Genomic DNA, 23,271 nt, shown 5'->3' with positions numbered 1-23,271 from the left:
GTGAGGTGCGAGTGGTGAGTCCTGTGAGGAGCATGTGGTGACGGAAGAACCGCAGAAGCCGACAGATCCGTCCGTCGCGCAGCACGCATCGCCCCTGTCGCCGGGGCCACTCGACGCGCCGACCGGCGCCACCGGTCCGCTCGACGCACCGGCCGACACCGCCCATCCGCCCGACGCACCGGCCGACGCCACCGGGCCGCTCGACGCGCTCACCGACGTCGCCGGGCTGCGCGTCGGTCATGCGCGGGTGGCGGGTGCGGGTGCGCTGAGCGGCACCACCGTCGTCCTCGCCCCCGAGGGTGGTGCGATCGCGGCCGTCGACGTGCGCGGTGGCGGCCCCGGCACCCGGGAGACGGACGCGCTCGATCCGCGCAGTCTGGTGCAGCGCATCGATGCCGTCGTCCTGACGGGCGGCAGCGCGTACGGCCTGGACGCGGCGTCCGGTGTGATGGCCTGGCTGGAGGAGCAGGGGCGAGGGGTGCGGGTCGGGCCCGATCCGGCACAGGTGGTGCCGGTCGTCCCGGCCGCGTGCATCTTCGACCTGGGGCGGGGCGGTGACTGGCGAGCCCGCCCGGACGCCTCGACCGGCCGCGCCGCGGTGGAGGACGCGGCGGGTACGGAGCCGGGGGCGCCGGTCGTCGAGGGCAACGCCGGCGCCGGTACGGGTGCGGTCGCCGGGCAGCTCAAGGGCGGGGTGGGCACGGCGAGCGTGCGGCTGGCGTCCGGGATCACGGTGGGCGCGCTCGTCGTGGTGAACGCGGCGGGTTCGGTGGTCGATCCGCGTACCGGAGTGCTGTACGGGGAGTACGGCGCGGCCGAACCTCCGGCGCACCCCGCACCCGAGGTCCACCGCGCGGCGCGGCAGCGCCTGGCCGAGGCCCGGGAGGCGGCCGCACGCCCCCCGCTCAACACCACGCTGGCGGTCGTCGCCACGGACGCCGACCTCACCCGGGCCCAGGCGCAGAAGCTCGCGGGTACGGCGCACGACGGTCTTGCGCGCGCCGTCCGCCCTGTACACCTGCTGACCGACGGGGACACCGTTTTCGCGCTGGCCACCGGCGCCCGGCCACTGGATCCGCAGAACCCGATCGCGCTCAACGACCTGCTGGCGGCCGGTGCGGACGCGCTGACCCGCGCCATCGTGAAGGCCGTCCGGGCAGCTCAGAGCGTCAATGGCCGCCACGACGGTGGCAGCTACCCCGCGTACAGCGATCTCTACGGCGCGAGCCGGTCCCCGTCCCGGCCGTCGGCGTACAGCCGTCCGGAGCCCGACTCGCCTCCCGGGTAAGGAAGTTCGGACGAACCGCCAGGAACCATCTGCGTGCGTCATACGTTTTCCTGAACCCCGGTCACGATGTCGGACCCAGGGACTACGTTAAGCACGCACCAAGTAACACGCGGCGACGGCCTGGAGACAGCACCTTGAGCGATCCGTACGAGACAACCGAGCAGCACCTCGAGCGACTCCTGCGACGGGCACTCAACTCTTTCGACCTGCCCGACAGCACGGTCGAGAGACTCGGTACCGCGCTCGCCCACAGCAGTTCCCTGCACTCCTCGCACCACAGTTCCGTACTCCACCGCGAGACCTACCGGCACACGTATCTGCTGTCCGACGGCACCCCTCTCACCCTGTGGGAGCTGGTGCACGGCGGTCCGCGAAGCATGATGCGCCCGCTCTCCCGGACGGAGCCCGACCTCCGGCACCACGAGCTGTACGACGACGAGGCCGATGTCCATATCGCCGCCGCCCGGCTGACCGGCGGTTTCGGTGAGGTCCCGGTGTTCGGGGACGACGGGCCGCAGGCCGACCTGGAGATCCTCACGGTTCTGATGGCGGCTCCCCCGGCCCCGATGCCCCGGATGTACGCCCCGGACAACTCCGCCGACCATGCCCGCCGCGTCCTGCGCCGCGCCGAGAACAGCGACGGTCCCGGCGAGGAGACCGCGCGGCTGCTGCGCGCCGCCTTCGCCCACCACATCACCCAGGTCTTCGGTCGGCAGTGCCGGGTGGACGGGCGGGACGCCGGATTCACCCTGTACGAGCACGCCTTCCTGCTCCTCGACGGCAGCGAGACGAGCCTGTGGGAGGTCGAGCACACAGCCACGCCGGACGGTCGCCACATGTGCGAGGTGTACGGCGACGAGGACTCCGCGCGCGGGGCCATGGAGAGCCGCACACGCATCTGCTGACCCGGGACGGCCCGGGACAGTCCGAGTTGGCCCGGGACGGCCCGAGTCGGCCCGGGGAACGGGCCGGGGCGCGGTCCGAGTTGGCCCGGTGCGGCCCAGGGCAGCCCGAGTCGGCCTGCTTGATGGTGCGCTCAAGGTCCAACCGTCACGCCGCGCCCGGCAGGCCCGGCGCCGGACTGGTGACGGCCCGCGCTGGGGGGCTGTCCCCCATTCCGATCCTGGGGTTTGCCGGATCGCAGCCCGTGGGGGGCGAAACTAGCGTTCAGCCATGACTTCGACTCTGCGAAGGCACCTCGCCATGGCGCTCGTTGTCGCTACGCTGCTCGCCACGGAGGTGGCCCCCGCCCTGGCCCATCCCGCCGGCCCCTCCCCCGTGGAGCAGTTACGCCAGGACACCGAGGCGATCCACGCCCTCGGCGTCAGCGGTGTGCAGGCCCGCATGATCGCGCCTGACGGTCGGCAGTCGGTCGCCACCAGCGGCACCGCCGACCTGGACACCGGCCGCCCGGTCCCTTCCCATGGCTACTTCCGCATGGCCAGCACGTCCAAGACGCTGGTCGCCACCGTGGTCCTCCAACTGGAGGCCGAGGGCAGGCTGTCCCTGGACAACACGGTCGACCACTGGCTCCCGGGAGTGGTGCGGGGCGACGGCAACGACGGCAGCCGGATCACCATCCGCCAATTGCTCCAGCACACCAGCGGCATCCACGACGACCTGCCCGGATACACCACGCCGGAGGAGTACTACCAGCAGCGCCACGACGTGTACGGCCCCGAACAGCTGGTTGCCCGCGCCATGGCCCACGCGCCGGACTTCCCGCCCGGCGAGGGCTGGGAGTACTCCAACACCGGCTACGTCCTGCTCGACATGATCATCCAGAAGGCCACCGGCCAACCCGCCCACCAGGAGATCGAAGACCGCATCCTGCGCCCGCTCGGCCTCGACCAGACCCGGTGGGCCGGCACCTCACCCGCCCTGCCCCGGCCGCACGCCAAGGCCTACCAGCTCTTCGGCCCCGGTTCCGTGGTGGACGTCACCCACCAGGTACCGGTGGATCACGAGAACCTTTCGTGGGTCACGACCACGCGGGATGAGAACGGCTTCCTCCGCGCGCTGCTCGCGGGCCGCCTGCTACCGGGGCGACAACTGGCCGAGATGAAGCAGACCGTCCCCGTGAACGCGGAGGTCCAACAGCTGTGGCCCGGTGGCCGATACGGGCTCGGCCTGGTCGAACGCCCCCTGAGCTGCGGAGGAACCTACTGGAGCCACGAGGGCGGGGACGGCGGCTACATCACCCTCAACGGCGTCACCGGCGACGGCAGGCGAAGCGCCGTGGTCTCCATGTCCGAGGCACGCGGCGACACCCCGGAGCACATCCTGGAGCAGGAGAACGCGGCCGGAGCCCTGATCGACCACGCACTGTGCGCCGGGAGCCCCAGCACCCTTCACCAGGAGCGCCTCGATGCTGCTCTGACAAGAACCCCGGCGCCTCCTGAACCCGTCGGCGCCTCCTGAACCCGTCGACATCACCCGCCCGTGGGTTCCGTGGTCGGGGCGCCTTCCAGACTCGTCGACACGTGACGTCACAGCTGCGCTGCTCGGCAGAGCCACGGGCGCCGCCGCTCTTCTCCGCATCGAGGCAAGAGGCATCAGGGAGTGAGGGCGGGCTCCTTGCCGGGCTCGGGCTCGTCCACGGCGTGCGCAGACCTGTCCACGGCGGCCGGAGAACCCTCACCCGCGGCCCCGGCCGTGGTGTCCACGTCGTCTCCGCCGCCCTCCACGTGCTGCCGGGGCCGGGCCGGCAGCGCGAACATCACCAGGAAGATCAACGCGAGCACCCCGGCCACCCACCACAGCGAGTGCTGGAACGCCTCCGCGAACGCCGGGCCCACCTGCTGCGGCGCCAGCCGGTCCCCGATCGAGCCGAAGAAGACGACCGAGACCAGTCCGAGCCCGAGCGCATTGCCCATCTGCTGCACGGTGTTGATCAGCCCGGAGGCCGAACCGGAGTGCTCCTTCGGCACCTCGGACAGCACCGCGTCCGTCAGCGGGGCCACGATCAGGCCCATCCCGATGCCCATGACGACCAGCGGCAGCGCCATCTGCCAGGACGTGATGCCCATGCCGTACCGGTCGGACTCCCAGATGTAGACCAGCAGGCCGACGATCATCAGCAGCGCGCCCGCCTGGAGGACCTTGCGGCCGAAGCGGGGCACCAGCTTCTGTACGGAGATCCCCGCGGCGAACGAGACGGCTACCGAGAACGGGACACCGGTCGTGCCGGCCCTCAGCGCGCTCCAGCCGAGCCCCATCTGCATGTAGAGCGTCCAGACCAGGAAGAAGATGCCGAGCCCGATGCCGAAGGTCAGCTGCACGGCTATGCCCGCCGCGAAGCTCTTGACCCGGAACAGCGACAGCTCGACCAGGGGCGAACCGTCCTTGCGCGCCTTCTCCCGCTCGAACACCACCAGGACCAGGAACACCAGCAGGCTGCCGATCATCGACGCGTAGCCCCAGAGCGGCCAGCCCAGCTCGCGTCCACGGGTCAGCGGGTAGATCAGCATCAGCAGCCCCAGGGTCACCAGGGCGACACCAATCAGGTCGAGTCGGAGCGCCTTCGGGGCCTTGGACTCGGTGATGAACTTCCGTCCCAGGATCAGGCCGGCGATGCCGACCGGCAGGTTGATCAGGAAGATCGGCCGCCATTCGAGACCGGCGATGTTCCACTCGGTGAGCAGCGCGCCCAGCAGCGGTCCCGAGACGGCCCCGAGGCCGACGATCGCGCCGAAGAGGCCGAAGACCTTGCCGCGCTCGTGCGCCGGGAAGGTGGCGTGCACGATCGACAGCACCTGCGGGACCATCAGCGCGGCGGTGCCGCCCTGGAGGATGCGGGAGGCGACCAGCATCTCCGGGTTGGCGGCGAAACCGCAGAGCGCGGAGGCGAGCGTGAAGCCCCCGATGCCGATGAGGAACAGCCGCTTGCGGCCGTAGATGTCGCCCAGTCGGCCGCCGGTGATCAGCCCGGCCGCGAAGGCCAGGGCGTATCCGGCGGTGATCCACTGGATCGAGCTGAACGAGGCACCGGTGTCCTGCCGGATGCTCGGGATGGCGATGTTGACGATCGTGACGTCGACCAGGTCCATGAAGGCCGCGGTCATCACGATGGCGAGCGCGAACCAGCGTCGCCGGTCCGACGGGTCCGAGGACACCGCGGGCCCGGACGCCGTGGACGGCAGAGATGCGGAAGAAGGCATATGAAGAAGTTAAACAGTCAATAGGTCAGAACATGACCCAATGGCTGGGCAGCCTGGTGAGACGACCGACACCCGGACACGAGGATGGGCCCATGACGGACACGCCGGCACGACTGCTGAATCTCCTGTCGCTCCTCCAGACGCCCCGCGAGTGGCCGGGCAGCGAACTCGCCGAGCGGCTCGACGTCAGCCCACGCACCATCCGTCGCGACATCGACCGGCTCCGCGAGCTCGGCTACCCGGTCGAGGCCTCGCGCGGCTCGGTGGGCGGATACCGCCTCGTCGCGGGTACCGCCATGCCGCCGCTGCTCCTCGACGACGAGGAGGCGGTGGCCATCGCGGTCGGCCTGCGGGCGGGCGCCGGGCATGCCATCGAGGGGGTCGACGAGGCGTCCGTACGGGCTCTGGCGAAGCTGGAGCAGGTGCTGCCTTCGCGGTTGCGGCACCGGGTCTCGACCCTGCAGAACGCGACCGTGCCGCTGACCCGTGGCGACGGCTCGACGATCGATCCGCACACGCTGACGGTGATGGCGTCGGCGGTCACCGGCCGCGAGCGGCTGCGGTTCGCCTACCGTGCGGGCGACGGCGCCGAGACGAGGCGGGAGGCCGAGCCGTACCGGCTGGTGAGCACGGGGTGGCGCTGGTATCTCGTCGCCTACGACCTGGGGCGGGAGGACTGGCGGACGTTCCGGGTCGACCGGGTCAGCGAGCCGTTCGCGACCGGGGCCCGGTTCACACCGCGCGAGCTGCCCTCGGGGGACGCGGCGGAGTTCCTCGCCGGCTCCATCACGCGTCGGCAGCCGGAACTGGCGGTGGAGGTGAGCTTCGCCGCCCCGGCGGACTTCGTCGCCGCACGGCTGCCGGCCGTGTTCGGCCCGCTGGAGCCGACCGGTGAGAACAGCTGCCGGCTGCGGGCGGTGCTGTCGGACTCGCTGGAGTGGGTGGCGCTCCGGCTGGCACTGGTGGACTGCGAGTTCACCGCGCACGAGCCGCCGCAGCTGGCGGAGTACCTGAGCGATCTGGGCGCCCGGCTGACGCGCGCCACAGCACGCTGACACACCGCCGCCCGCACAGGGGTGGGGCGGCGACCGACGCGCGAGCGGCAAAAGGCGCACGAGCACCAAGGGGCGTGCGGCCGACGGGGCGTGCGGCCGACGGGGCATGCGGCCGACGGGGCATGCGGGCGGCGGGGCATGCGGGCGACGGGGCATGCGGGCGGCGGGGCATGCGGGCGGCGCACGAGCGCCAAAGAGAAATACGGCCGGCGCACGAGCAGCAAAGAGCATGCGGTCGGCGCGCAGGCAGCAGAAAAGAATGAGCCCCGGCGCCAGGGGGGGTGGGCGCCGGGACTCAGCTCAGGGGGTCACACGAAGCGACCTATTTCGGAGGTTACTGGACCAGGGCTCACGCCGCAGCGTCAAAACCCGTGTCGTGGGCCATTCGCTTCAGTTCGAGCAGCGCGTGCTTCTCGATCTGGCGGATCCGCTCACGGGTCAGACCGTGCTGCTTGCCCACCTCGGTGAGGGTCCGCTCACGGCCGTCCTCGATGCCGTACCGCATGCGGATGATCGATGCGGTGCGGTTGTCGAGCTTGCCGATCAGGTCCTCCAGCTCCTCGCTGCGCAGCAGCGTCATCACCGACTGCTCGGGCGACACCGCGGAGGTGTCCTCCAGCAGATCGCCGAACTGCGTCTCGCCCTCGTCGTCGACGGACATGTTGAGACTGACCGGGTCACGGGCCCAGTCCAGCACGTCACCGACGCGCTCGGGCGTGGAGTCCAGCTCGGCGGCTATCTCCGTGTGCTCCGGCTCACGGCCGTGCTCACGGTTGAATTCGCGCTGCACCCGGCGGATCCGGCCGAGCTCCTCCACCAGGTGGACGGGGAGCCGGATCGTACGGGACTGGTCGGCTATGGAACGTGTGATGGCCTGACGGATCCACCACGTCGCATACGTGGAGAACTTGAAGCCCTTGGCGTAGTCGAACTTCTCGACCGCGCGCACCAGGCCCGCGTTGCCCTCCTGGATCAGGTCGAGCAGGGGCAGCCCGGCCCGCGGATAGCGGCGTGCGACGGCAACGACGAGCCGGAGGTTGGAACGGATGAATATGTCCTTGGCGCGCTCGCCCTCGGCGACCAGCGCCTCCAGCTCCTCGCGCGTCGCTCCACCGGCTTCGCTCTCCACCGCGCCGTCGAGTATCTGGCGCGCGTACACACCCGCCTCGACGGTTTGCGACAGCTCGACCTCCTTCGCGGCATCGAGCAGCGGCGTACGCGCGATCTCGTCCAGGTACATGCCGACCAGGTCGCGATCGGCGATCTCTCCGCCCGAGGCGCGAACACTGCTTGCCCGGTTGGTCCCACCGGTGGCGGACGAACGACGGGCGACGGCACGGGTTGCCATGCGTGCTCCCTTGCTGAGTAGGTCGCGACACCCTCTCGGGTGCCCTGCATCCGATGGAAACAACGACTGGAATCCGGACAGAATTCCCATGCCTGGCATTCATTTTCGCGATCATGCAGTACCCTGTGCCGCCGCGAGGGGGGTGCGTATGCCGAACATCCGGACAGAAGCGCAGGTCAGGCCGGGCATCGAAGATGATTTGGTGGCACTCACGGACATCTACAACCATTACGTGCGTGAGACCGCGCTCACATTCGATACGGCCCCCTTTACACCTGAACGGCGCCTGCCGTGGCTTCGTTCCCACCCTGAAGACGGCCCGCACCGCCTCCTGGTTGCTCAGGATGTCCGCATTGTCGGCCCCGCCTCGGTCCTGGGGTACGCGACCAGCAGCGCTTTCCGCCCGAAGGCGGCGTACGCGACCTCGGTCGAGGTGAGCGTGTACTGCGCCCCGTGGGCCGTCGGACGCGGCATCGGCACGCTCCTGTACTCGTCCCTGTTCGAGGCACTGGCCGGCGAGGACGTGCATCGCGCGTACGCGGGCATCACCCAGCCCAACGACGCCTCGACCCGGCTGCACGAGCGCTTCGGTTTCCGCCATGTCGGTACGTACGCCGAAGTGGGCCGGAAGTTCGGCACGTACTGGGACGTGGCCTGGTACGAGAAGCCGCTGGGACCGCGGCCCTAGGGCCCGGACCGAACCCGGCCTGGGTCCGCGGCCCGTTACGCACCATGGGCGCCGCGCCTAGCGTGCTTCCGTATGAGCGAGCGCAGGAACGACCGCATGGACGACGCGGCGGGCAGTGACGACGCGACGGCCGACGACAACACGACCGCCCACGACACCACGGGCACCCTCGACATCACGGGCACGCTCGACGAGGCGCTGGAGCGCCTCCACACGGCGGGTCCCGAACGGAACGGCTGGCTGAGCAATCACGGCCCGATGGCCGTCGAGGCGCTGGTCCGGCACGGTCAGGCACCGGCAGTCCACCGATGGCTCGACCACTACAGCCACAAGCTGGAGGACATGCCGGACACCTCGTCCCGGGTGACGGCGGAGAACTGGCGCGAGGCCCTGGGCGACCCGCGCCGGATCGCGGACTGGACGCTGCACTTCGAGCGGGAGACGGCCGAGCGCCCGTGGCGGGACGTCCTGGCCGAGTGGTGGCCGCGGCTGCTGCCCGGTATCGCGGCGGGCGCCACCCACCCGGTGATCCGGGTCGGCCACTCCGTACGCACCCTGCTCGCCGGTGAGGCGAGCGCACCCCGGATCACCGAGCTCGCCCACGGCCTCGGCTACTGGGCCGCCCGCCACCAGCCGCTGCCCGAGCCGGCCCCGCTGCCGCCGGCGCCGAGCGCCGCGGCCGCGCTGGACGCCGTCCCGCCGGTGCCCGAGCAGAGCGGCGGCATCCGGGACCGGCTGGCGCAGCTCAGCGCGTTCCCGGTGTGGCCGCAGCGGTTCACCGGCGACCCGGACGAGGCGCGGGCCCGGCTGGCGGAACTGGTGCGCGCCGCGACCCACCGCTACGCCACGCACGGGCACGGCGAACCGATCATGCTGGTGCACGCCGCGACCGCGCCCAATGCCGTGCTGCGCACGTTGCCCGCACTCCCCCGTGCGCTGTGGGCGCCGAGCCTGGGGGCCGCCTGGGCGGCGAGTGCCGCGGTCACCGCGGCGTACGGCCCGGCCGAGCCGGCCCCGTACGCGCCGGCGCACGCGTCCGCCGAGGAGCTCTTCGCGCGGGCGGCGGCGCACGGCGACGATCACACGATCAAGTTCACCGACACCGCGCTGGACGTCGGCGACGCCACGGCCCTCGCCGCCGCGCTCCGCTCGATCGAGCTGAACCCACCGGCCCTGTGACGGCCCCGCCGCCCCACTGACGGACCCGCCATCAGTCGCCGAACTGCACCGACCGCTTGGCAAGTCCCATCCAGAACCCGTCGATGACGCTGCGGCCCCGGTCCAGCTCGTCCTCCGCGGCGCCGAGCGTCACGAAGAGCGGCGCGAAGTGCTCGGTGCGCGGGTGGGCCAGCCGGCCGGCCGGGGACTTGTGCTCGAAGTCCAGCAGCGCGTCGATGTCCTGCGCCCGGAGCGCCCGGTTCCCCCAGTCGTCGAACTCCGCCGACCAGCCGGGGGTGCCGCCGCCCACGTGCCGCAGGGCGGCCAGGTTGTGGGTGAAGAAGCCGCTGCCGACGATCAGGACGCCCTCGTCGCGCAGCGGCGCGAGCTTGCGCCCGATGTCCATCAGCCGCCGCGGGTCCAGCGTCGGCAGGGAGATCTGGAGTACGGGGATGTCGGCGTCCGGGAACATCTCCACCAGCGGGACGTACGCCCCGTGGTCGAGCCCCCGGTCCGGGATGTCCTGGACCGGGGTCCCGGCGCCGCGCAGCAGCTTGCGGACGTTGTCCGCCAGCGCCGGGGCGCCCGGGGCCGCGTACCGCACCTGGTAGTAGTGCTCGGGGAAACCCCAGAAGTCGTGAACGAGCGGGACGGTCTCCGTGGCGCCGAGGGCGAGCGGGGCCTCCTCCCAGTGCGCGGAGACCATCAGGATCGCCCGGGGCCGGGGCAGCCCGGCGGACCAGGCGGCCAGTTCGCCGGGCCAGACCGGGTCGTCGGCCAGTGGCGGTGCGCCGTGGGAGAGGTAGAGGGCGGGCATGCGCTCCGCGGTGACAGTCATGGCACTCCCCATCCGCTGCTGATCGAGGTAAGTCTTCTACTGGTGTCTTTGAGAAGGAAGGATTCTTTAATCTTCAAGTTCCTACCTCCGGAGACCTTAGCTCTATCTAGTTAAACTTTCAAGAAAAGGTCGTACAGTGGAGTACATGACCACGGCATCCCCCGGCGAGCCCCGCTGGCTCTCCGACGAAGAGCAGAGCGTCTGGCGTGCGTACCTCCACGCCACCACGCTCATGGAGGACCATCTCGACCGTCAGCTGCAGCGCGATGCCGGCATGCCGCACATCTATTACGGACTGCTCGTCCAGCTCTCCCAGGCACCCCGCCGCCGGAAGCGGATGACCGAGCTGGCCAAGGATGCCAAGATCACCCGCTCCCGGCTCTCGCACGCCGTCGCGCGGCTGGAGAAGAGCGGCTGGGTGCGCCGCGAAGACTGCCCGTCCGACAAGCGCGGGCAGAACGCGGTCCTCACCGACGAGGGCTACGAGATGCTGCACCGGTCCGCACCGGGCCATGTCAGCGCCGTACGCCAGGCGATGTTCGACCGGCTCACGCCCGAGCAGGTGCGCTCGCTGGGCGAGATCATGCAGGTCGTCGCCACCGGGCTCCAGCCGGAGGGCACGGACGCGGATCTGCCCTGGCTGCGCTGACCGCGCGGCAGAGGCCCGCCGAGCACACATCTGGCACGCACCGAGCACGCACCTGGCACGCACCGGACATGGCTCTGCCCCGGTTCCACCGAGCGGAACCGGGGCAGAGCCATGTTTCCTTCACCCCTCACGTCGCACGACGACGTCAGTGGGCGACGACCGGGACCTTGAACTCGTCCTCGACGCCGTCGGCGTCACCCGAGGCGGAGGCTCCGGACACCGCGGTCGCCGAGGGGCGCCCGGCGTTGATGAAGGTCACCGCGATCGCGGAGGCCACCACCAGGATGCCGACGGCCCACCAGATGGCACCGGTGAAGCCGTGCACCATCGACTGGAGCTTCAGCAGCTCGGGATCGGTGGCGCCGAGCGCGGCGTGCGAGGTGGCGTACGCCGTCGCGGCCGAGGCGGCGATGGTGTTCAGCAGCGCCGTACCGATCGCGCCGCCCACCTGCTGCGAGGTGTTGACCATCGCGGACGCGACACCCGAGTCCCTCGGCTCGACCCCGTGCGTGGCCAGCGACATGGCCGGCATGAACGCCGTGCCCATGCCCAGACCGAGCAGGAGCTGCGCGGGCAGGATGAGGGTGGTGTAGGAGGAACCGATCTCCAGCTGCGTCAGCAGCAGCATGCCGACGGCGGCGGTCAGGAAGCCGGGGCCCATGAGCTTGCGCGCCGGGACCCGGGTCATCAGCCGGGCACCGATCTGCGTCGACCCGGTGATCATGCCCGCGATCATCGGCAGGAAGGCGAATCCCGTCCTGATCGGCGAGTAGCCCCTCACGACCTGCAGGTAGTACGTCAGGAAGAGGAACAGACCGAACATCGCGATGACGGCCAGCCCCAGCGAGAGGTAGACGCCACCGCGGTTGCGGTCCAGCAGGACGCGCAGCGGCAGCAGCGGCGACGCGACCCGCGACTCGGTCACGACGAACGCCAGGAGCAGCACACCGGAGGCGATGAACATGCCGATGGTCAGCGCGTCCGACCAGCCGGCGGACTCGGCGCGGGTGAATCCGTACACCAGCGAGACCAGACCCAGCGCGGACAGGACGACGCCCGGGATGTCGAGCGACGAGCGGTTGCGGCTGCCGGCCGGCTCACGGATCACGAAGTACGCGCCCAGGGCCGCGACGACCGCGAACGGAATGTTGACGAAGAAGGTCCAGCGCCAGTTCAGCGCCTGGGTCAGGAAGCCGCCGAGGATCAGGCCGACCGCGCCGCCGCCACCGGCGATCGCACCGTAGATGCCGAACGCCTTGGCGCGCTCCCTGGCATCGGTGAACATCACGGCGAGCAGCGACAGGGCCGCCGGGGCGAGCAGTGCGCCGAAGACGCCCTGGAGCGCACGGGAGCCGAACAGCATGCCCTGGTTCTGCGCCGCGCCCCCGAGCGCGGAGGCCAGCGCGAAACCGATCAGGCCGACAACGAAGGTCCGCTTGCGGCCCCAGAGGTCGGCTATCCGGCCTCCGAAGAGCAGCAGCCCGCCGAAGGCGAGGGCGTAGGCCGTGATGACCCACTGCTTGTTGGCGTCGGAAATGCCCAGGGCCGTCTGGGCGTGCGGCAGCGCGATGTTCACGATCGTGGCATCGAGCACGACCATCAGCTGCGCGAGGGCGATGAACGCCAGCGCTTTCCAGCGGCTGGGGTCCGGGAGTCGGATGTCGGCTGTTTTTGACATGGAGGTATCCACCTAAGGGCGCACGCGGGCGCGCGAAAGTCATGAACCGAGAGGTCGGCGAACGGGCGGTCGGGCAGTCGGGCAGTCGGGCAGGGACGGTCGAGGAAAGCGGCCGTCGGTGAACAGGCGGGAAGTCGGCGACAGGACAAGTGGTGAGGAAAGTCGACGACAGGACGAGTGGTGAGGGGAGGTGAGAGAAAAGACGTGGTCGGGGCGGGGCGGGCGCGCCACCGGGCCCCGGCTCAGGGGCCCGGTGCGGGCGTCACGGCCGGCGCAGATCCTCCAAGGTCGCCGCCGTTCCGGGCAGTCGGGACCGGGCCGGAGCCTCCAGTCCGTCCAGGAACAGCTGGAGGTGGCGGTGGGTGAACCGGTCGATGTCCAGACATCCGATACCGGGCAGCGGCCGGGTGAGCTGGGAGAGGGCGACCAGTACGTCACCGACGGCGATGTCGGTGCGCAGGCGCCCCGCGGACATGGCGCGCGACACGAGCCCTTCGACGGCCTCTTCGAGGCGTCGGCGCTCGGCGAGCAGTTCGGGGTGGTCCTTGTCGAAACCGCCGGACAGCATCGGGCACAGCGCGCCGATCCGTTCGTCGGCCGCCGCGTGCACGAAGCGGCTGAGCGCGGCGAAGGGATCGGCCTCCTCGGCCGTCGCCTCCTCCGCACGGTCGGTGGTACGGGAGGTGACCGCGAGCACGACCTCGTGGGTCAGCGCGGCCCGGTCGGGAAAGTTCCGGTAGAGCGTGGCATTGCCGACGCCGGCGCGGCGGGCGACCTCGTCGAGCGGCACATCCGGCCCGAACTCGACGAACATCTCACGCGCCGCCGTCACGATCCGCTCCCGGTTGCGCAGCGCGTCGGCCCGCGGACGGGTCGTCCGGGGCTGCGCCGCTCCGGTGGCGGTGCGGGTGACGGCTTCCACGACGGCTCTCCCTGCCTTCCGGGCCTTCCGGCCCTCCTCGCAACGCTCTTCTCCGCTGCGACGTCGCAACGGTCTTCTCCACTGCGACGCTCTTCGTTCTCCACGGCGCCCCCCTTCCGTAACCGGGGAACACCTCCCCGGTTCGCGGGGACACAGGTTCAAACGGGGAAAGGATCCCCGGTTATTTCCCACCACAATGTGACCTGAACCACATCTCCGAGACGGAAAAACCAACCGATCGGCGCACTCAACGAGCGGTGCCGCACCACCCGTCACAGGCTGATCCGCAGAGCGCAGTCAGGGCCGGCCGACTGCCGCGGACCCCGAGGCGCCTATATGCAGATGCCCCGCCACCGGATACGCAAGCATCACCACCCGATCGCGCTCACTTCGGCAACAGTCCTGGTCATCGCCTCCATGGCGTCGGCCAGCAGCACCCTTCCGACGGTCGGCCGGGCCTCGGCCGGCCCGGTGGCCACCACCCGGCCGGCGGGGATAGCCCCGTGCCGGATACCCACGGCCATGGGCGTACAGATGTCGGAAGGCATGCCGACTCCGAAGGGCTACGCCCGCTCCACCGGCAGGATCCATGCCCTCAACCTGATGGTCGACTTCCCGGACGCACCGGGCACCGAACCGGCGATGGACCGGTACGACGAATTCTTCCCGCAGACCGTCAACTGGTTCCGGACCGCCTCGTACGGACGGCTCACCTACGTCCCCGACGCCCCCGTGAAGTCCTGGCTGCGGATGCCACTGCCGTTCTCGGGGTACGGGATAGAGCGCGGATCGATGTACGAGCCGGGCTACCACCACCTCGTCCAGGACATCGTCACGGCCGCCGACCCGAAAGTGGACTTCAGCAAGTACGACCTGGTCAACATCCTGGTCACACCGAACGCCGGCCCCTCCGCCCTGGACACCGTCCTGTCCGTGACCTTCTCCGGCAACGCCGACGCACTGCACGCGGACGGCGTACCGCTCGCCAACACGTCCTTCATCTACAGCCGCCAGGACGACGGCTCGGGATCGCTCAAACAGACCGGGTACCGCGTCCTGCCGCACGAGAACGGCCATGTCTTCGGCCTTCCCGACCTCTACACCATGGAGGGCGGCGGCGCGGTCGGGCACTGGGACATCATGTCCGAGGACTGGGGGGCCAACAACGACCTGCTGGGCTGGCACAAGTGGAAGCTCGGCTGGCTGGACAGCAAGCAGATCAGCTGCGCCGCCAGGCCCGGCACCAGCGAGCACGTCCTCGAACCCCTGGCCACCCGGGGCGGGACGAAGCTGGCCTTCGTACCGCTGAGCGACGAGTCCGGCTACGCGGTCGAGGTACGGACACAGGCGGGCAACGACCACGCGGTCTGCCGGCCCGGCGTGCTGATCTACAAGGTCAGCTCGGACGTCGACACCGGACAGGGGCCGGTGTCCGTCGCGGACAGCACCAAGGACAGCGGCGGCTGCACCCGGCTGCCCAACGTGCACGCCGAGCTCTCCGACGCCCCCTTCCAGCCCGGCCAGACCTTCACCGACCGGGCCGACGGAATACGCATATCCGTGGTCGACAAGGACGACAAGGGCAACTACCGCGTCCGGATCACTCGCCCCTGACCCCGTCCCCGGCCGCTCGCCGCACCTCCGCCTCGGCGGGCCCGCGCAGCTCACGCTTGAGGATCTTCCCGGTCGGGTTCCGGGGCAGCGGTTCCTCGCGTACGAGCACATGGGCCGGGACCTTGAACGCGGCCAGGCTCCGCCCGACGTGCGCCCTCAGCTCCTCGGCCGTGACGGCGGCACCGGCCCGCAGCCGGACGACCGCGGCGACCTCCTCGCCCAGGACCGGGTGCGCCACCCCCAGCACCGCCGCGTCCTCCACGTCCGGATGGTCGTGCAGGACCGCCTCGACCTCCACGCAGTACACGTTCTCCCCGCCGCGGATCACCATGTCCTTGATCCGGTCGACGACATCGACCCGCCCCTCGCGCACCACCGCGAGATCGCCGGTCCGGAACCAGCCGCCGGTGAAGGCCCGAGCGGTCGCCGCCTCGTCCCGCCAGTAGCCGCGGACCAGGGACTGGCCGCGCAGCCACAGCTCACCGACCTCGCCCTCGGGCAGCGCCTCGCCCGCCGGACCGGCGATCCGCACCTCGGTGGCGGGCGTCGGGCGGCCGGCACTGCCCGGGTGGAGCCGGTATTCGGCGCCGAAGTTCGCCAGGACACCGCCGCTGGTCTCGGTCAGGCCGTAGCCGTTGCGGGGCTCGATCCGGTCGCCGTGGCGGGCGGTCAGCCGCGCGACCAGGGCGGGCGGGGCGGCGGCCCCACCGGTGCTCAGCATCTGGAGGCCCTCCAGGCGGTCGCCCGCCCGCTCGGCCGCGTCGAGCAGCTGGAGCGCGGTCGCCGGGACACCCGCGTAGTGCGTGACGCCGTGCGCGCGGATCAGCCGCAGCGCCTCCTCGGCGTCCCACTTCCGCATCAGGACGAGGGTGCCGCCCGCCGCCATCGCCGCGTAGAAGCCGGTGAACGCGGCGACGTGGAAGAACGGGAATGTCAGCAACGACACCGGGGCGGGCCCCTGCCCCGGGACGATCCCGCGCCCGAGCGCGGAGGCGGCCGCGTGGTAGCGCGGGTTGAGCACGGCCCCCACCTGGGCGAGGTGGGTGGCGACGGCGCCCTTGGGCCGGCCGGTGGTGCCGGAGGTGTAGATGATCGTCGCGTCGTCCTCGGGCCGGACCTCGACCTCGGGAGGAGCGGCGAGCGGATCGGGCGCGGGCAGGTCCTCGTACCGCTCGACGCCGTCCGGAACCGCCCCCTCCGCGTGGAAGACGACGACGCGCGCCCCGTGCTCCGCCGCCCACCCGGCAACCCTCGGCAGCCGCTCGCCGTCCACCAGGAGCACCCGCGGCCCGGAGTCGTCCAGCGCGTACGCGAACTCGTCCTCGGTCCACCAGGCATTGAGCGGAACGGCGACCAGACCGGCCAGCTGCGCGGCCCAGAAGGCGATCTGCCACTCCGGGTGGTTGCGCATCGCGACGACGGCCCGGTCGCCCCGGCGGAGCCCGTACGTCCCGGTCATCCGGCACGCCAGCGCGGACGCGGCGGCGAAGAACTCGGCGTACGAGCAGCTGCGCTCCCCGGAGATCAGGAACGGCCGGTCCCCGAAGGCCCAGGTGGTCTCCACGAACTCACGGAGCGTCCTGGGCCCGTCCGCGTACACGAGCGACCCCGCGTGCACCCCGTCCTCCGCCCGCACCACGGCGAACGGGGCTCCCGGGCCGGTCAGCATGGCTTCGACACGGGCGGCGGCATCCACGACGGCGGCGGACGGGGGCCTGGCATCCGGGGGCCTGGTGTCCGGGGCGGAGGCGGCGGGGATCGGGTCGATGTGTGGCACGAACGACCTCTCTAAGCGCTTGCTCAGTACATTCGCGACGGTATGCCCGCACCCTAACCCCGTCAAGGGAACCGTCCGGCCCGCGTCGGCAACCCCACGACGGCATCGGTGGCGACATGGGTGACGACATGGACGACGACATGGGTGGAGTCCTCGGGCACTCCGTTCCGCTCCGCCGGGAGACCGGCGCCCGTGCCTGCCCGAGGCCGGACGCACCGGGGGCGGCGTCGATGCCTGCCCGTTCGCCCGCCGCCGGGCCGGGGTGGTGAAGCAGCACCCCGGCCGACGGCGGGCTGGGATCAGCCCAGCATCTCCTCGACGAGGTCGGCGGCGCGCATGGTGCCCCCCTCGGCCCGCGTGTCGGCACGGAGCAGCGCCGAGCGGCGGGTGACCTCCACGTCGGCGACAAGTTCGCGCAGGACGGCCCGCAGGGTCCCGGCGGTGGCTTCCGCGGTGTCGACGCGGCGGGCCACGCCCAGCTCCACGAGCCGGTCGGCGTTGATGAACTGTTCGGCGGCCTGCGGGACGGCGATCATCGGGACACCGGTGAACAGCCCCTCGCTGCTGCCGCCCATTCCCGCGTGGGTGACAAAGGCGTCGGCCTGTTCCAGGATCGCCAACTGGGGCACCCAGGAGTGCACTTCGACGTTGGGCGGGATCTCGCCGAGCTCCCGCGGGTCGGTGTGCTTCCCGATCTGGAGGACCACGTGCCAGCCGGGCAGGTTTCCGTACGCGGCCAGGCACTGGCGGTAGAACTCCGGTTGGCGCGTGAACGCCGAGCCCAGGGAGATCAGAAGCACGTTCCCGGCATCGGCGGGACGTGTCCAGGCGCTCCTGCTCCTGCTCGGGCCGAAGCAGGGGCCGACGAACGTCACCGCACCGGTGTCGACCCGGTCGGCGTGCGGTTGCATCGCCCGGGGAATCAGGGCCAGGGCCCGCGCGGGAGGGCCGGAGAAGGCGTCCACGTCCCTGGTGGACGCCCCGCACTCCGTGAGCCACCGCTCGAACCTCGCCCGGTATGCGTCGGCGCCCGGCAGTTGCCGCAGGTGGGCTGCGACGTCCTGGTCGTAGCCCTTCCAGGCCACAACAACCCGCGGCACCTGCGCAGCACCGAGCACTCGCGGGAGTTGACCGAGCCCGTCCTTTACGCGCTGTCCAAGGGCAAGCCCGATCTTCGCGAGAGCGGGCAACACCGGCGATGCTCTCGACGAACTGGACTGTCCGGCAGCGACTCCTGACGCGGTGGACGTCGGGGCAATCGACAGAGAACGTCAAGGCGACGAAGGAATCTCAGCACGGCCCCCAAGTCGACCTGGTCGCGCCGGGCGAGGACACGTTCGCTGCCTGTCTCGGCAGCACGGAACCGTGCAAGACACACGGCACCAGCGACGCCGCCACCCTTGCCTCCACCTCCACCTCCGCCTCCGCAGCGCTGATCTGGTCCAAGCACCCCGACCACCTCGGCCACGGCGCCGTACGCCCCCCGCATCGCTCTGCAGAACCCTGGCGGTCCGGGCCCCGCCAACGAGTACTCCCTCCCGGACCTCGCAGCCGCAGCGTCGCAGTCGCCGTCCAAGGGCTGCACTCGTGCGGTGAGCACACCAGTCCGCCTCCCCCGCGAGGGTGGCCGGTCAGCCGACCGGACCCGCGTCGGCGCCGTTCTTCTTCATGCACGCGTCCTCGAAAGCCATCAGGGTGATCCCGCCGTCCTCCCCGGAGGTCCGGTACTCCGCAACCATGGTCCAGCCGCGCTGCTTGAGGACGGCCCGGGCTTCGTCGATCACCCCGTCGTCCACACCCTTGCGCTCCGTCCGTTCCTGGGGCTGCTGCCAGTCGCGCTCGCGCAGCTCGCCCACCACCGCCTCAAAGCGGGCGACGTCGACCGGGGTGGCCTTGCTCCCAAAGCCCTTGAAACCGACGCCGCACGATTGCGGCGAGCCGGCCGAAGCACCCTCGTACACACGGGCGAATTCCGGTGCGTTCGCTGGAACGCCCGCGGCCGTGGCCGAGGCGTCGAGGTCCGTGCGCACGACCTCCTTCGTGAGCGGCCCGGTGCCCTTGGGCCGGGGCGACACCGACACCGGGGCGGCGGCCCCTCCGGTGCCGACGTCGCTCGTGCCGCAGCCCGCGGCTCCGAGCGCAATGACCGCTATCGTCACGGCGACCCACTTCGTCCTGCGCACAGTCGTCCCCTCCCAGGTCGCGGGGGTCGTGCGCCCCCGCGATCAAGAGAGGAGTGTGCCACGGCGTACCGACGCGCGGCCCCGGCCCCTCAGGCGGGAACATCGGCTCCCCGCCAGCCGGCGGGCGTCCTGAAGCTCTGCGACGGCCTCTCGTCCGAAATCACCGCTCCCAAGCGACGCTTGACTGAGGCACTGGACGATGCGGCCACGCTGGCATACTCCTCAACGAAGACGGCACCGTCACGTATCCCGCCGACGGCAGGAACGAGCTCACCGGTGAGCCGATCCCTGGCGGCACAGTCCCGGACAGCGAATCAGCACACTCCCGATTCGACCAGCACCGACCCTCGAAAGTGTCCCGGCGTACGGAGCCGAAGCAGCTCGCCTCATCTGCATCGGCTACGCCTGGCTGAACAACTCCATCACCCGTGCCAGAACCGGCCTGACCCTCGGGCCCGGGCCCGGTCGCGGAACCAGGCACCCGTCCCCACCAGCACCGCGACCCCCACCCCGTACAGGGGTAGCCACAGGGTCGTTGTGGCCGCCAGGCACTCGGCGACGGCCTTACGGGCCTGGTTCTCCTGCACGAACGCCAGGGCCGGGCCGTCGCTGCCGGCCAGGTTCCCCAGCGCGGCCTCTGCCTGGGGGGCCTGGTACCTGCCCATCAGCTCACAGTCGCCGCGCGTGCCTGGCATCGGAAACAGCCAGGCCTGGTGCTGCAGCAGGGGGCGAGTGCGACTGCCACGCACAGGCCGACGACCAGCGCGTACGCGACCAGGCCGCGCATGTATGCCGAGCGGATGACCGGCGTCCACTCCGCCCGTCGCTGGAAGGCGAGCATCACCGCCAGGAGCGTCACCCCGATGAACGTGGCGAACCACTGCCACGAGCCCTGGGCGAGCGCGAACGTCAGCACCGCGGCGAGCCCGATGCCGATGACCCCGGGAGCGGGAATGCCATCGCCTGCTATCGCGGATGCCGGCCTCGGGGGCACTCGGGGGCTGGGATCGCTCACGAACCTCTCCTGCACGGGAAGCCGTCAGCACCCCCGCGGGGCGTCGAGGGGCCTGGATGCCATGCCGCAGGGGCCGGGCGTCCCGCCCGGATGGCCCGCTCCGCCCGGCACCGCGCCAAGTTGCCGGAACGCCCGAGGACGTCCAGTCATTGGGTGCCTCTCCGCCTCGCGATGTACGGCACCAGACAACGCGGGCCTTGTCGGCCCGGCCCGAAGGAAACGGCCTAAACGAGCTGTACCAGGTCGTTGGTGACACGCGCGGCAGGCGCTTGAACGGGCAAGGGCCTTCCGGCTCAGTGCGGGCTGTGCATCGGCGAGGTCGTTGGGCAGCCCAGTCAGCTACCTCAGCGAGCCCGTACTGGAGGGTGCCGTTGAGGCAGTCGGAGGCGCGGCGCAACGACGTGTCTTTCTCGGCCCCGCCAACGGACGGGCTTCGACGGAGCTTGGTGGTGGCCCATTCGTCGATGTAGTGGCAGCGGGCATCGAAGGAGGCGGCAAACCGGTCTACGCCAGCGGCTCAACGAACTAGCTGGCACCGATTCTGCACAGCTCCCGAGAGACAACTCGATCACCCGAGCACGCAACGCGATCTTCCCCTGACGACCTCGGCGGGTCGCCCCTCACAGCCACCGCAGCACTCCACGCAAGATGCCCGGCAAGCAGCATCCCTCAGTGCGCCCGGCACGCCACCCGCTACACTGGCGGCGGCGAGCAGACCCTCACAGGTCGATCGTCAGCCTGTCCAAAACATGTCAACAATCGGCTCTCTACATCCCGCCGTTTTAGACACATTTTTGTACAGATCCCCGCCTTCGTGGGATGTGTCGAAAATTCCGTCGTCGCAGCTCACGCCTGATGCCATGCGACGCCTCCAAACGCTGCAGCGCTGAATCCCAAACGCCTCTGCTGTGTTTTGCGGCTCACGACATGTGTCGCACTCGGCAGAACGAGGCGTAATACACCGCAGTCTGTGCACGCCCCGGTAGCAGGGCAACCCCGGTTGGCCGCACACGGCTGGCGCTCTGGGGGTGAGGGGCTCACCCCGAGGAAGGCTCAAATATTGCTACTTGAATAGTCGGCTGTGCAGTCTTGCAGGGTGCCCACTTCCTCCACCACACAGCGGCTCATCGACCGCCGCGTCTACCTGCTCCTCCTCGATGACCAGGACCGCCCCGCGAAGTCTCGTCGGAGGGTGCCGTCCTCCTCGGCTCGGCCTACGCAGAAGGATGACTTCCCGATGGCCGCGTCTTTCTTCGCTAGGGACTGTAAATCGTTCGGCTCTGTCCCGTAATCGGTGGTAGCGCTGTGTAGCGGTCATTGAAGGAGGATGCGGTGGCGGAGCAGGGGGAACCCGGCTCGGCCGTGCATCTGCCTCATGATTCGTTTGGTTCTGGTGTTGACGCCTTCGGTGCGGCCGTTGTGGTACGGGAGGTGAGTCCGGCGTTGACGGCGGCGCGGTCGAGTTCGAGGCCGTTCGCGAAGGAGTGCAGATGAGGCAGATCGACTGCGCGGACCTGGACGATCCAGCGTGAGAGCCCGTCGGCGTTTCCTTCGCGAGGCGTCAGGAGCTGGGCGAAGTCCGCAATGCGGGCGGCCAGTTGGGTCATCTCGGGGCAGGCGGCGGTGAGCCGGGCCAGAAGGTCGTGATGTTCGGTCTTGAGGTTGTCGGGCCTGGTGAGGAGCATCCGGGCGAGCCGGCGTGGGGAGATGTGGCTGCGGTCGGCGTCCGCGCGGCCTTGGTTGATGTACTTGTGCAGGAGGTTGAGGCAGCCTTCGTAGCCGAGGGACTTGATCTCTTCGAAGAGGTGCTTGACGGGGACGGCAGGGTCCTCAGCCCGGCGTTTGCGCAGGTGCTCGCGGTAGGGGTCGACGAGGCTGGTGCGGTATTTGGGGACGCGGAGCATCCGCTCGGGCCGGTCGGCTCGTGCGTAGCGTTTGACGGTGTTCAGGGCCAGTTGCAGACGGCGGGCGCATTCGAGCAGGCCCACGCCCTGATTGAGCAGGTCATGGACCTGGTGCCAGCGTTCCAGGGTGGTTCGGGCGCGTGGCCCGTCGTAGATGGGTGCGTCCAGTACGGTGGCCCAGCAGCTGCTGTGCGCCTTCACCTCGCTGAGGGCGGCTTCGCACAGGTTGTGCCACAGATGCCACCTGTCCGCGACCTGGACCGCGTCGGGCAGGGCGCGGCGGATGGCCTCGGCGTAGGTGGCTGAGCCGTCGCGGCACACGACCTCGACGCCCGAATGCTCGCGCAGCCACGCCTCCAGCGTGTCGGCCGTGCGGTCAGGCAGCACGTCGATCCGCTCATGTGTCTCGGCGTCGATCACCACGGTGGCATAGCGGTGCCGCCGGCGCAGGGCGAAATCGTCGACACCGATCACGCGGGGCACCCTCCCGGTCGGCAACGGGATGCGCAGCAGGGTGCGCAGGGCCGTGTGACGCGACAGGCCCACCGCGAGTATCGCCAACAAACGTGATCCCGCCCGGCCCGCTAACTCTTTGACCACGGCCTTGACCTGCGTGGTCAGACGAGCGGTGCGTCGCTGGTATCGCTCCAGCACCCCGGGCACCTGTTCGCGGAAGGTGTGGCGGCAGCCTCGCGTGGGGCACACCAGACGCCGCACCCGCACACGGACCACCACCCGTCGCCCGTCGACCGGAACGTCGGCCACCGTCCGCCAGTGATAGCCGTGCACCCGTCCCGACGAGGCCCCGCACACCGGGCAGACCGCGGTGTCCAGCGGCGTCCGGGCCCGCGCCACGATCTGCTCACCCTCGTCGGCCACATCCTCCATGACCAGCGGGGACAGACCTGAAAACACCGTCTGCACAAGCTCGTTGACATCCATCACATGAAGGTCAACGACCCTCACAACTCTCCGTCACCACCGAATGTGAGAC

At 70.5% G+C, this 23,271-nt stretch carries 18 protein-coding genes and 2 pseudogenes; 8 read left to right on the top strand and 12 right to left on the bottom strand.

What is annotated here, in order from left to right; translation table 11 throughout:
- The first annotated feature begins 94 nt into the window (after positions 1–94).
- From ACIOMQ_RS25975 to ACIOMQ_RS25965, 3 genes are all read left to right on the top strand, one after another.
- On the top strand, positions 95–1,288 hold the full coding sequence (locus tag ACIOMQ_RS25975) for a P1 family peptidase (RefSeq protein WP_401942848.1): 1,194 nt from the start codon (positions 95–97) through the stop codon (positions 1,286–1,288).
- A gap of 134 nt (positions 1,289–1,422) precedes the next feature.
- On the top strand, positions 1,423–2,193 hold the full coding sequence (locus tag ACIOMQ_RS25970; RefSeq protein ID WP_362199612.1) for a DUF6227 family protein: 771 nt from the start codon (positions 1,423–1,425) through the stop codon (positions 2,191–2,193).
- A 268-nt stretch (positions 2,194–2,461) separates the two neighbouring features.
- On the top strand, positions 2,462–3,709 hold the full coding sequence (locus tag ACIOMQ_RS25965; protein WP_401942671.1) for a serine hydrolase domain-containing protein: 1,248 nt from the start codon (positions 2,462–2,464) through the stop codon (positions 3,707–3,709).
- A 134-nt stretch (positions 3,710–3,843) separates the two neighbouring features.
- Here the strand turns inward: ACIOMQ_RS25965 and ACIOMQ_RS25960 are convergent, their stop codons facing one another.
- The gene (locus ACIOMQ_RS25960) at positions 3,844–5,448 is read right to left on the bottom strand and encodes an MFS transporter (protein ID WP_401757452.1); all 1,605 of its coding nucleotides are present in this window, start codon (positions 5,446–5,448) and stop codon (positions 3,844–3,846) included.
- 92 nt (positions 5,449–5,540) lie between these two features.
- Between ACIOMQ_RS25960 and ACIOMQ_RS25955 the strand changes: the two genes are divergently transcribed.
- Positions 5,541–6,503, top strand: coding sequence for a YafY family protein (locus ACIOMQ_RS25955; protein WP_362199603.1), 963 nt, complete (start codon positions 5,541–5,543; stop codon positions 6,501–6,503).
- A gap of 349 nt (positions 6,504–6,852) precedes the next feature.
- Here the strand turns inward: ACIOMQ_RS25955 and ACIOMQ_RS25950 are convergent, their stop codons facing one another.
- Positions 6,853–7,851 (bottom strand): sigma-70 family RNA polymerase sigma factor, encoded by a 999-nt coding sequence (locus tag ACIOMQ_RS25950; protein WP_362199600.1) that lies wholly within the window; start codon positions 7,849–7,851, stop codon positions 6,853–6,855.
- A 148-nt stretch (positions 7,852–7,999) separates the two neighbouring features.
- On the opposite strand from ACIOMQ_RS25950, the gene ACIOMQ_RS25945 reads away from it, so the two are divergent.
- Both ACIOMQ_RS25945 and ACIOMQ_RS25940 read left to right on the top strand, forming a co-directional pair.
- A complete protein-coding gene (locus tag ACIOMQ_RS25945) occupies positions 8,000–8,539 on the top strand; it encodes a GNAT family N-acetyltransferase (protein WP_402190578.1) in 540 nt (179 codons plus the stop codon).
- A gap of 96 nt (positions 8,540–8,635) precedes the next feature.
- Positions 8,636–9,718: a questin oxidase family protein gene (locus ACIOMQ_RS25940; RefSeq protein WP_401987128.1), complete on the top strand. Its 1,083-nt coding sequence runs from the start codon at positions 8,636–8,638 to the stop codon at positions 9,716–9,718.
- Between the two features lie 31 nt (positions 9,719–9,749).
- Here ACIOMQ_RS25940 and ACIOMQ_RS25935 read toward each other — a convergent pair whose 3' ends face one another.
- Entirely contained in the window at positions 9,750–10,535 is a 786-nt protein-coding gene (locus ACIOMQ_RS25935; RefSeq protein WP_362199594.1) for a class III extradiol ring-cleavage dioxygenase, read from the bottom strand.
- A 136-nt stretch (positions 10,536–10,671) separates the two neighbouring features.
- Here ACIOMQ_RS25935 and ACIOMQ_RS25930 point away from each other — a divergent pair, with 136 nt between their 5' ends.
- On the top strand, positions 10,672–11,184 hold the full coding sequence (locus ACIOMQ_RS25930) for a MarR family transcriptional regulator (protein ID WP_362199591.1): 513 nt from the start codon (positions 10,672–10,674) through the stop codon (positions 11,182–11,184).
- Positions 11,185–11,329: 145 nt separating this feature from the next.
- Here ACIOMQ_RS25930 and ACIOMQ_RS25925 read toward each other — a convergent pair whose 3' ends face one another.
- The 3 genes from ACIOMQ_RS25925 to ACIOMQ_RS25915 form a co-directional block, all read right to left on the bottom strand.
- On the bottom strand, positions 11,330–12,862 hold the full coding sequence (locus ACIOMQ_RS25925; RefSeq protein ID WP_362199588.1) for an MFS transporter: 1,533 nt from the start codon (positions 12,860–12,862) through the stop codon (positions 11,330–11,332).
- A 262-nt stretch (positions 12,863–13,124) separates the two neighbouring features.
- The gene (locus ACIOMQ_RS25920; RefSeq protein WP_362199585.1) at positions 13,125–13,784 is read right to left on the bottom strand and encodes a TetR/AcrR family transcriptional regulator; all 660 of its coding nucleotides are present in this window, start codon (positions 13,782–13,784) and stop codon (positions 13,125–13,127) included.
- A 368-nt stretch (positions 13,785–14,152) separates the two neighbouring features.
- The gene (locus tag ACIOMQ_RS25915; RefSeq protein ID WP_402190674.1) at positions 14,153–14,332 is read right to left on the bottom strand and encodes a hypothetical protein; all 180 of its coding nucleotides are present in this window, start codon (positions 14,330–14,332) and stop codon (positions 14,153–14,155) included.
- Here ACIOMQ_RS25915 and ACIOMQ_RS25910 point away from each other — a divergent pair.
- Positions 14,256–15,398 (top strand): M6 family metalloprotease domain-containing protein, encoded by a 1,143-nt coding sequence (locus ACIOMQ_RS25910; protein WP_402190666.1) that lies wholly within the window; start codon positions 14,256–14,258, stop codon positions 15,396–15,398. The two genes, ACIOMQ_RS25915 and ACIOMQ_RS25910, sit on opposite strands and share 77 nt — an antisense overlap.
- On the opposite strand, the gene ACIOMQ_RS25905 is transcribed toward ACIOMQ_RS25910, so the two are convergent.
- From ACIOMQ_RS25905 to ACIOMQ_RS25880, 6 genes and pseudogenes are all read right to left on the bottom strand, one after another.
- On the bottom strand, positions 15,385–17,175 hold the full coding sequence (locus tag ACIOMQ_RS25905) for a class I adenylate-forming enzyme family protein (protein ID WP_401266367.1): 1,791 nt from the start codon (positions 17,173–17,175) through the stop codon (positions 15,385–15,387). The two genes, ACIOMQ_RS25910 and ACIOMQ_RS25905, sit on opposite strands and share 14 nt — an antisense overlap.
- Positions 17,176–17,474: 299 nt before the next feature.
- A pseudogene (locus ACIOMQ_RS25900) lies at positions 17,475–18,260 on the bottom strand (macrolide family glycosyltransferase); the annotation flags it as partial.
- Between the two features lie 546 nt (positions 18,261–18,806).
- Positions 18,807–19,358, bottom strand: a complete 552-nt coding sequence (locus tag ACIOMQ_RS25895) for a hypothetical protein (RefSeq protein ID WP_362199579.1) — start codon at positions 19,356–19,358, stop codon at positions 18,807–18,809.
- 422 nt (positions 19,359–19,780) lie between these two features.
- Positions 19,781–20,023: a hypothetical protein gene (locus tag ACIOMQ_RS25890; protein ID WP_401266364.1), complete on the bottom strand. Its 243-nt coding sequence runs from the start codon at positions 20,021–20,023 to the stop codon at positions 19,781–19,783.
- Positions 20,023–20,373 (bottom strand): hypothetical protein, encoded by a 351-nt coding sequence (locus tag ACIOMQ_RS25885; RefSeq protein WP_401266362.1) that lies wholly within the window; start codon positions 20,371–20,373, stop codon positions 20,023–20,025. Before ACIOMQ_RS25885 ends, ACIOMQ_RS25890 begins: the two co-directional genes overlap by 1 nt.
- Positions 20,374–21,687: 1,314 nt before the next feature.
- Positions 21,688–23,219: pseudogene (locus ACIOMQ_RS25880) on the bottom strand (ISL3 family transposase).
- Between the last annotated feature and the right edge of the window lie 52 nt (positions 23,220–23,271).

Source organism: Streptomyces sp. NPDC087845, assembly GCF_044742755.1.
In the GTDB taxonomy this organism is placed as follows: domain Bacteria; phylum Actinomycetota; class Actinomycetes; order Streptomycetales; family Streptomycetaceae; genus Streptomyces.
Note: the sequence above shows the minus strand (reverse complement) of the source record. Positions and strands in the feature narration are given on the sequence as shown.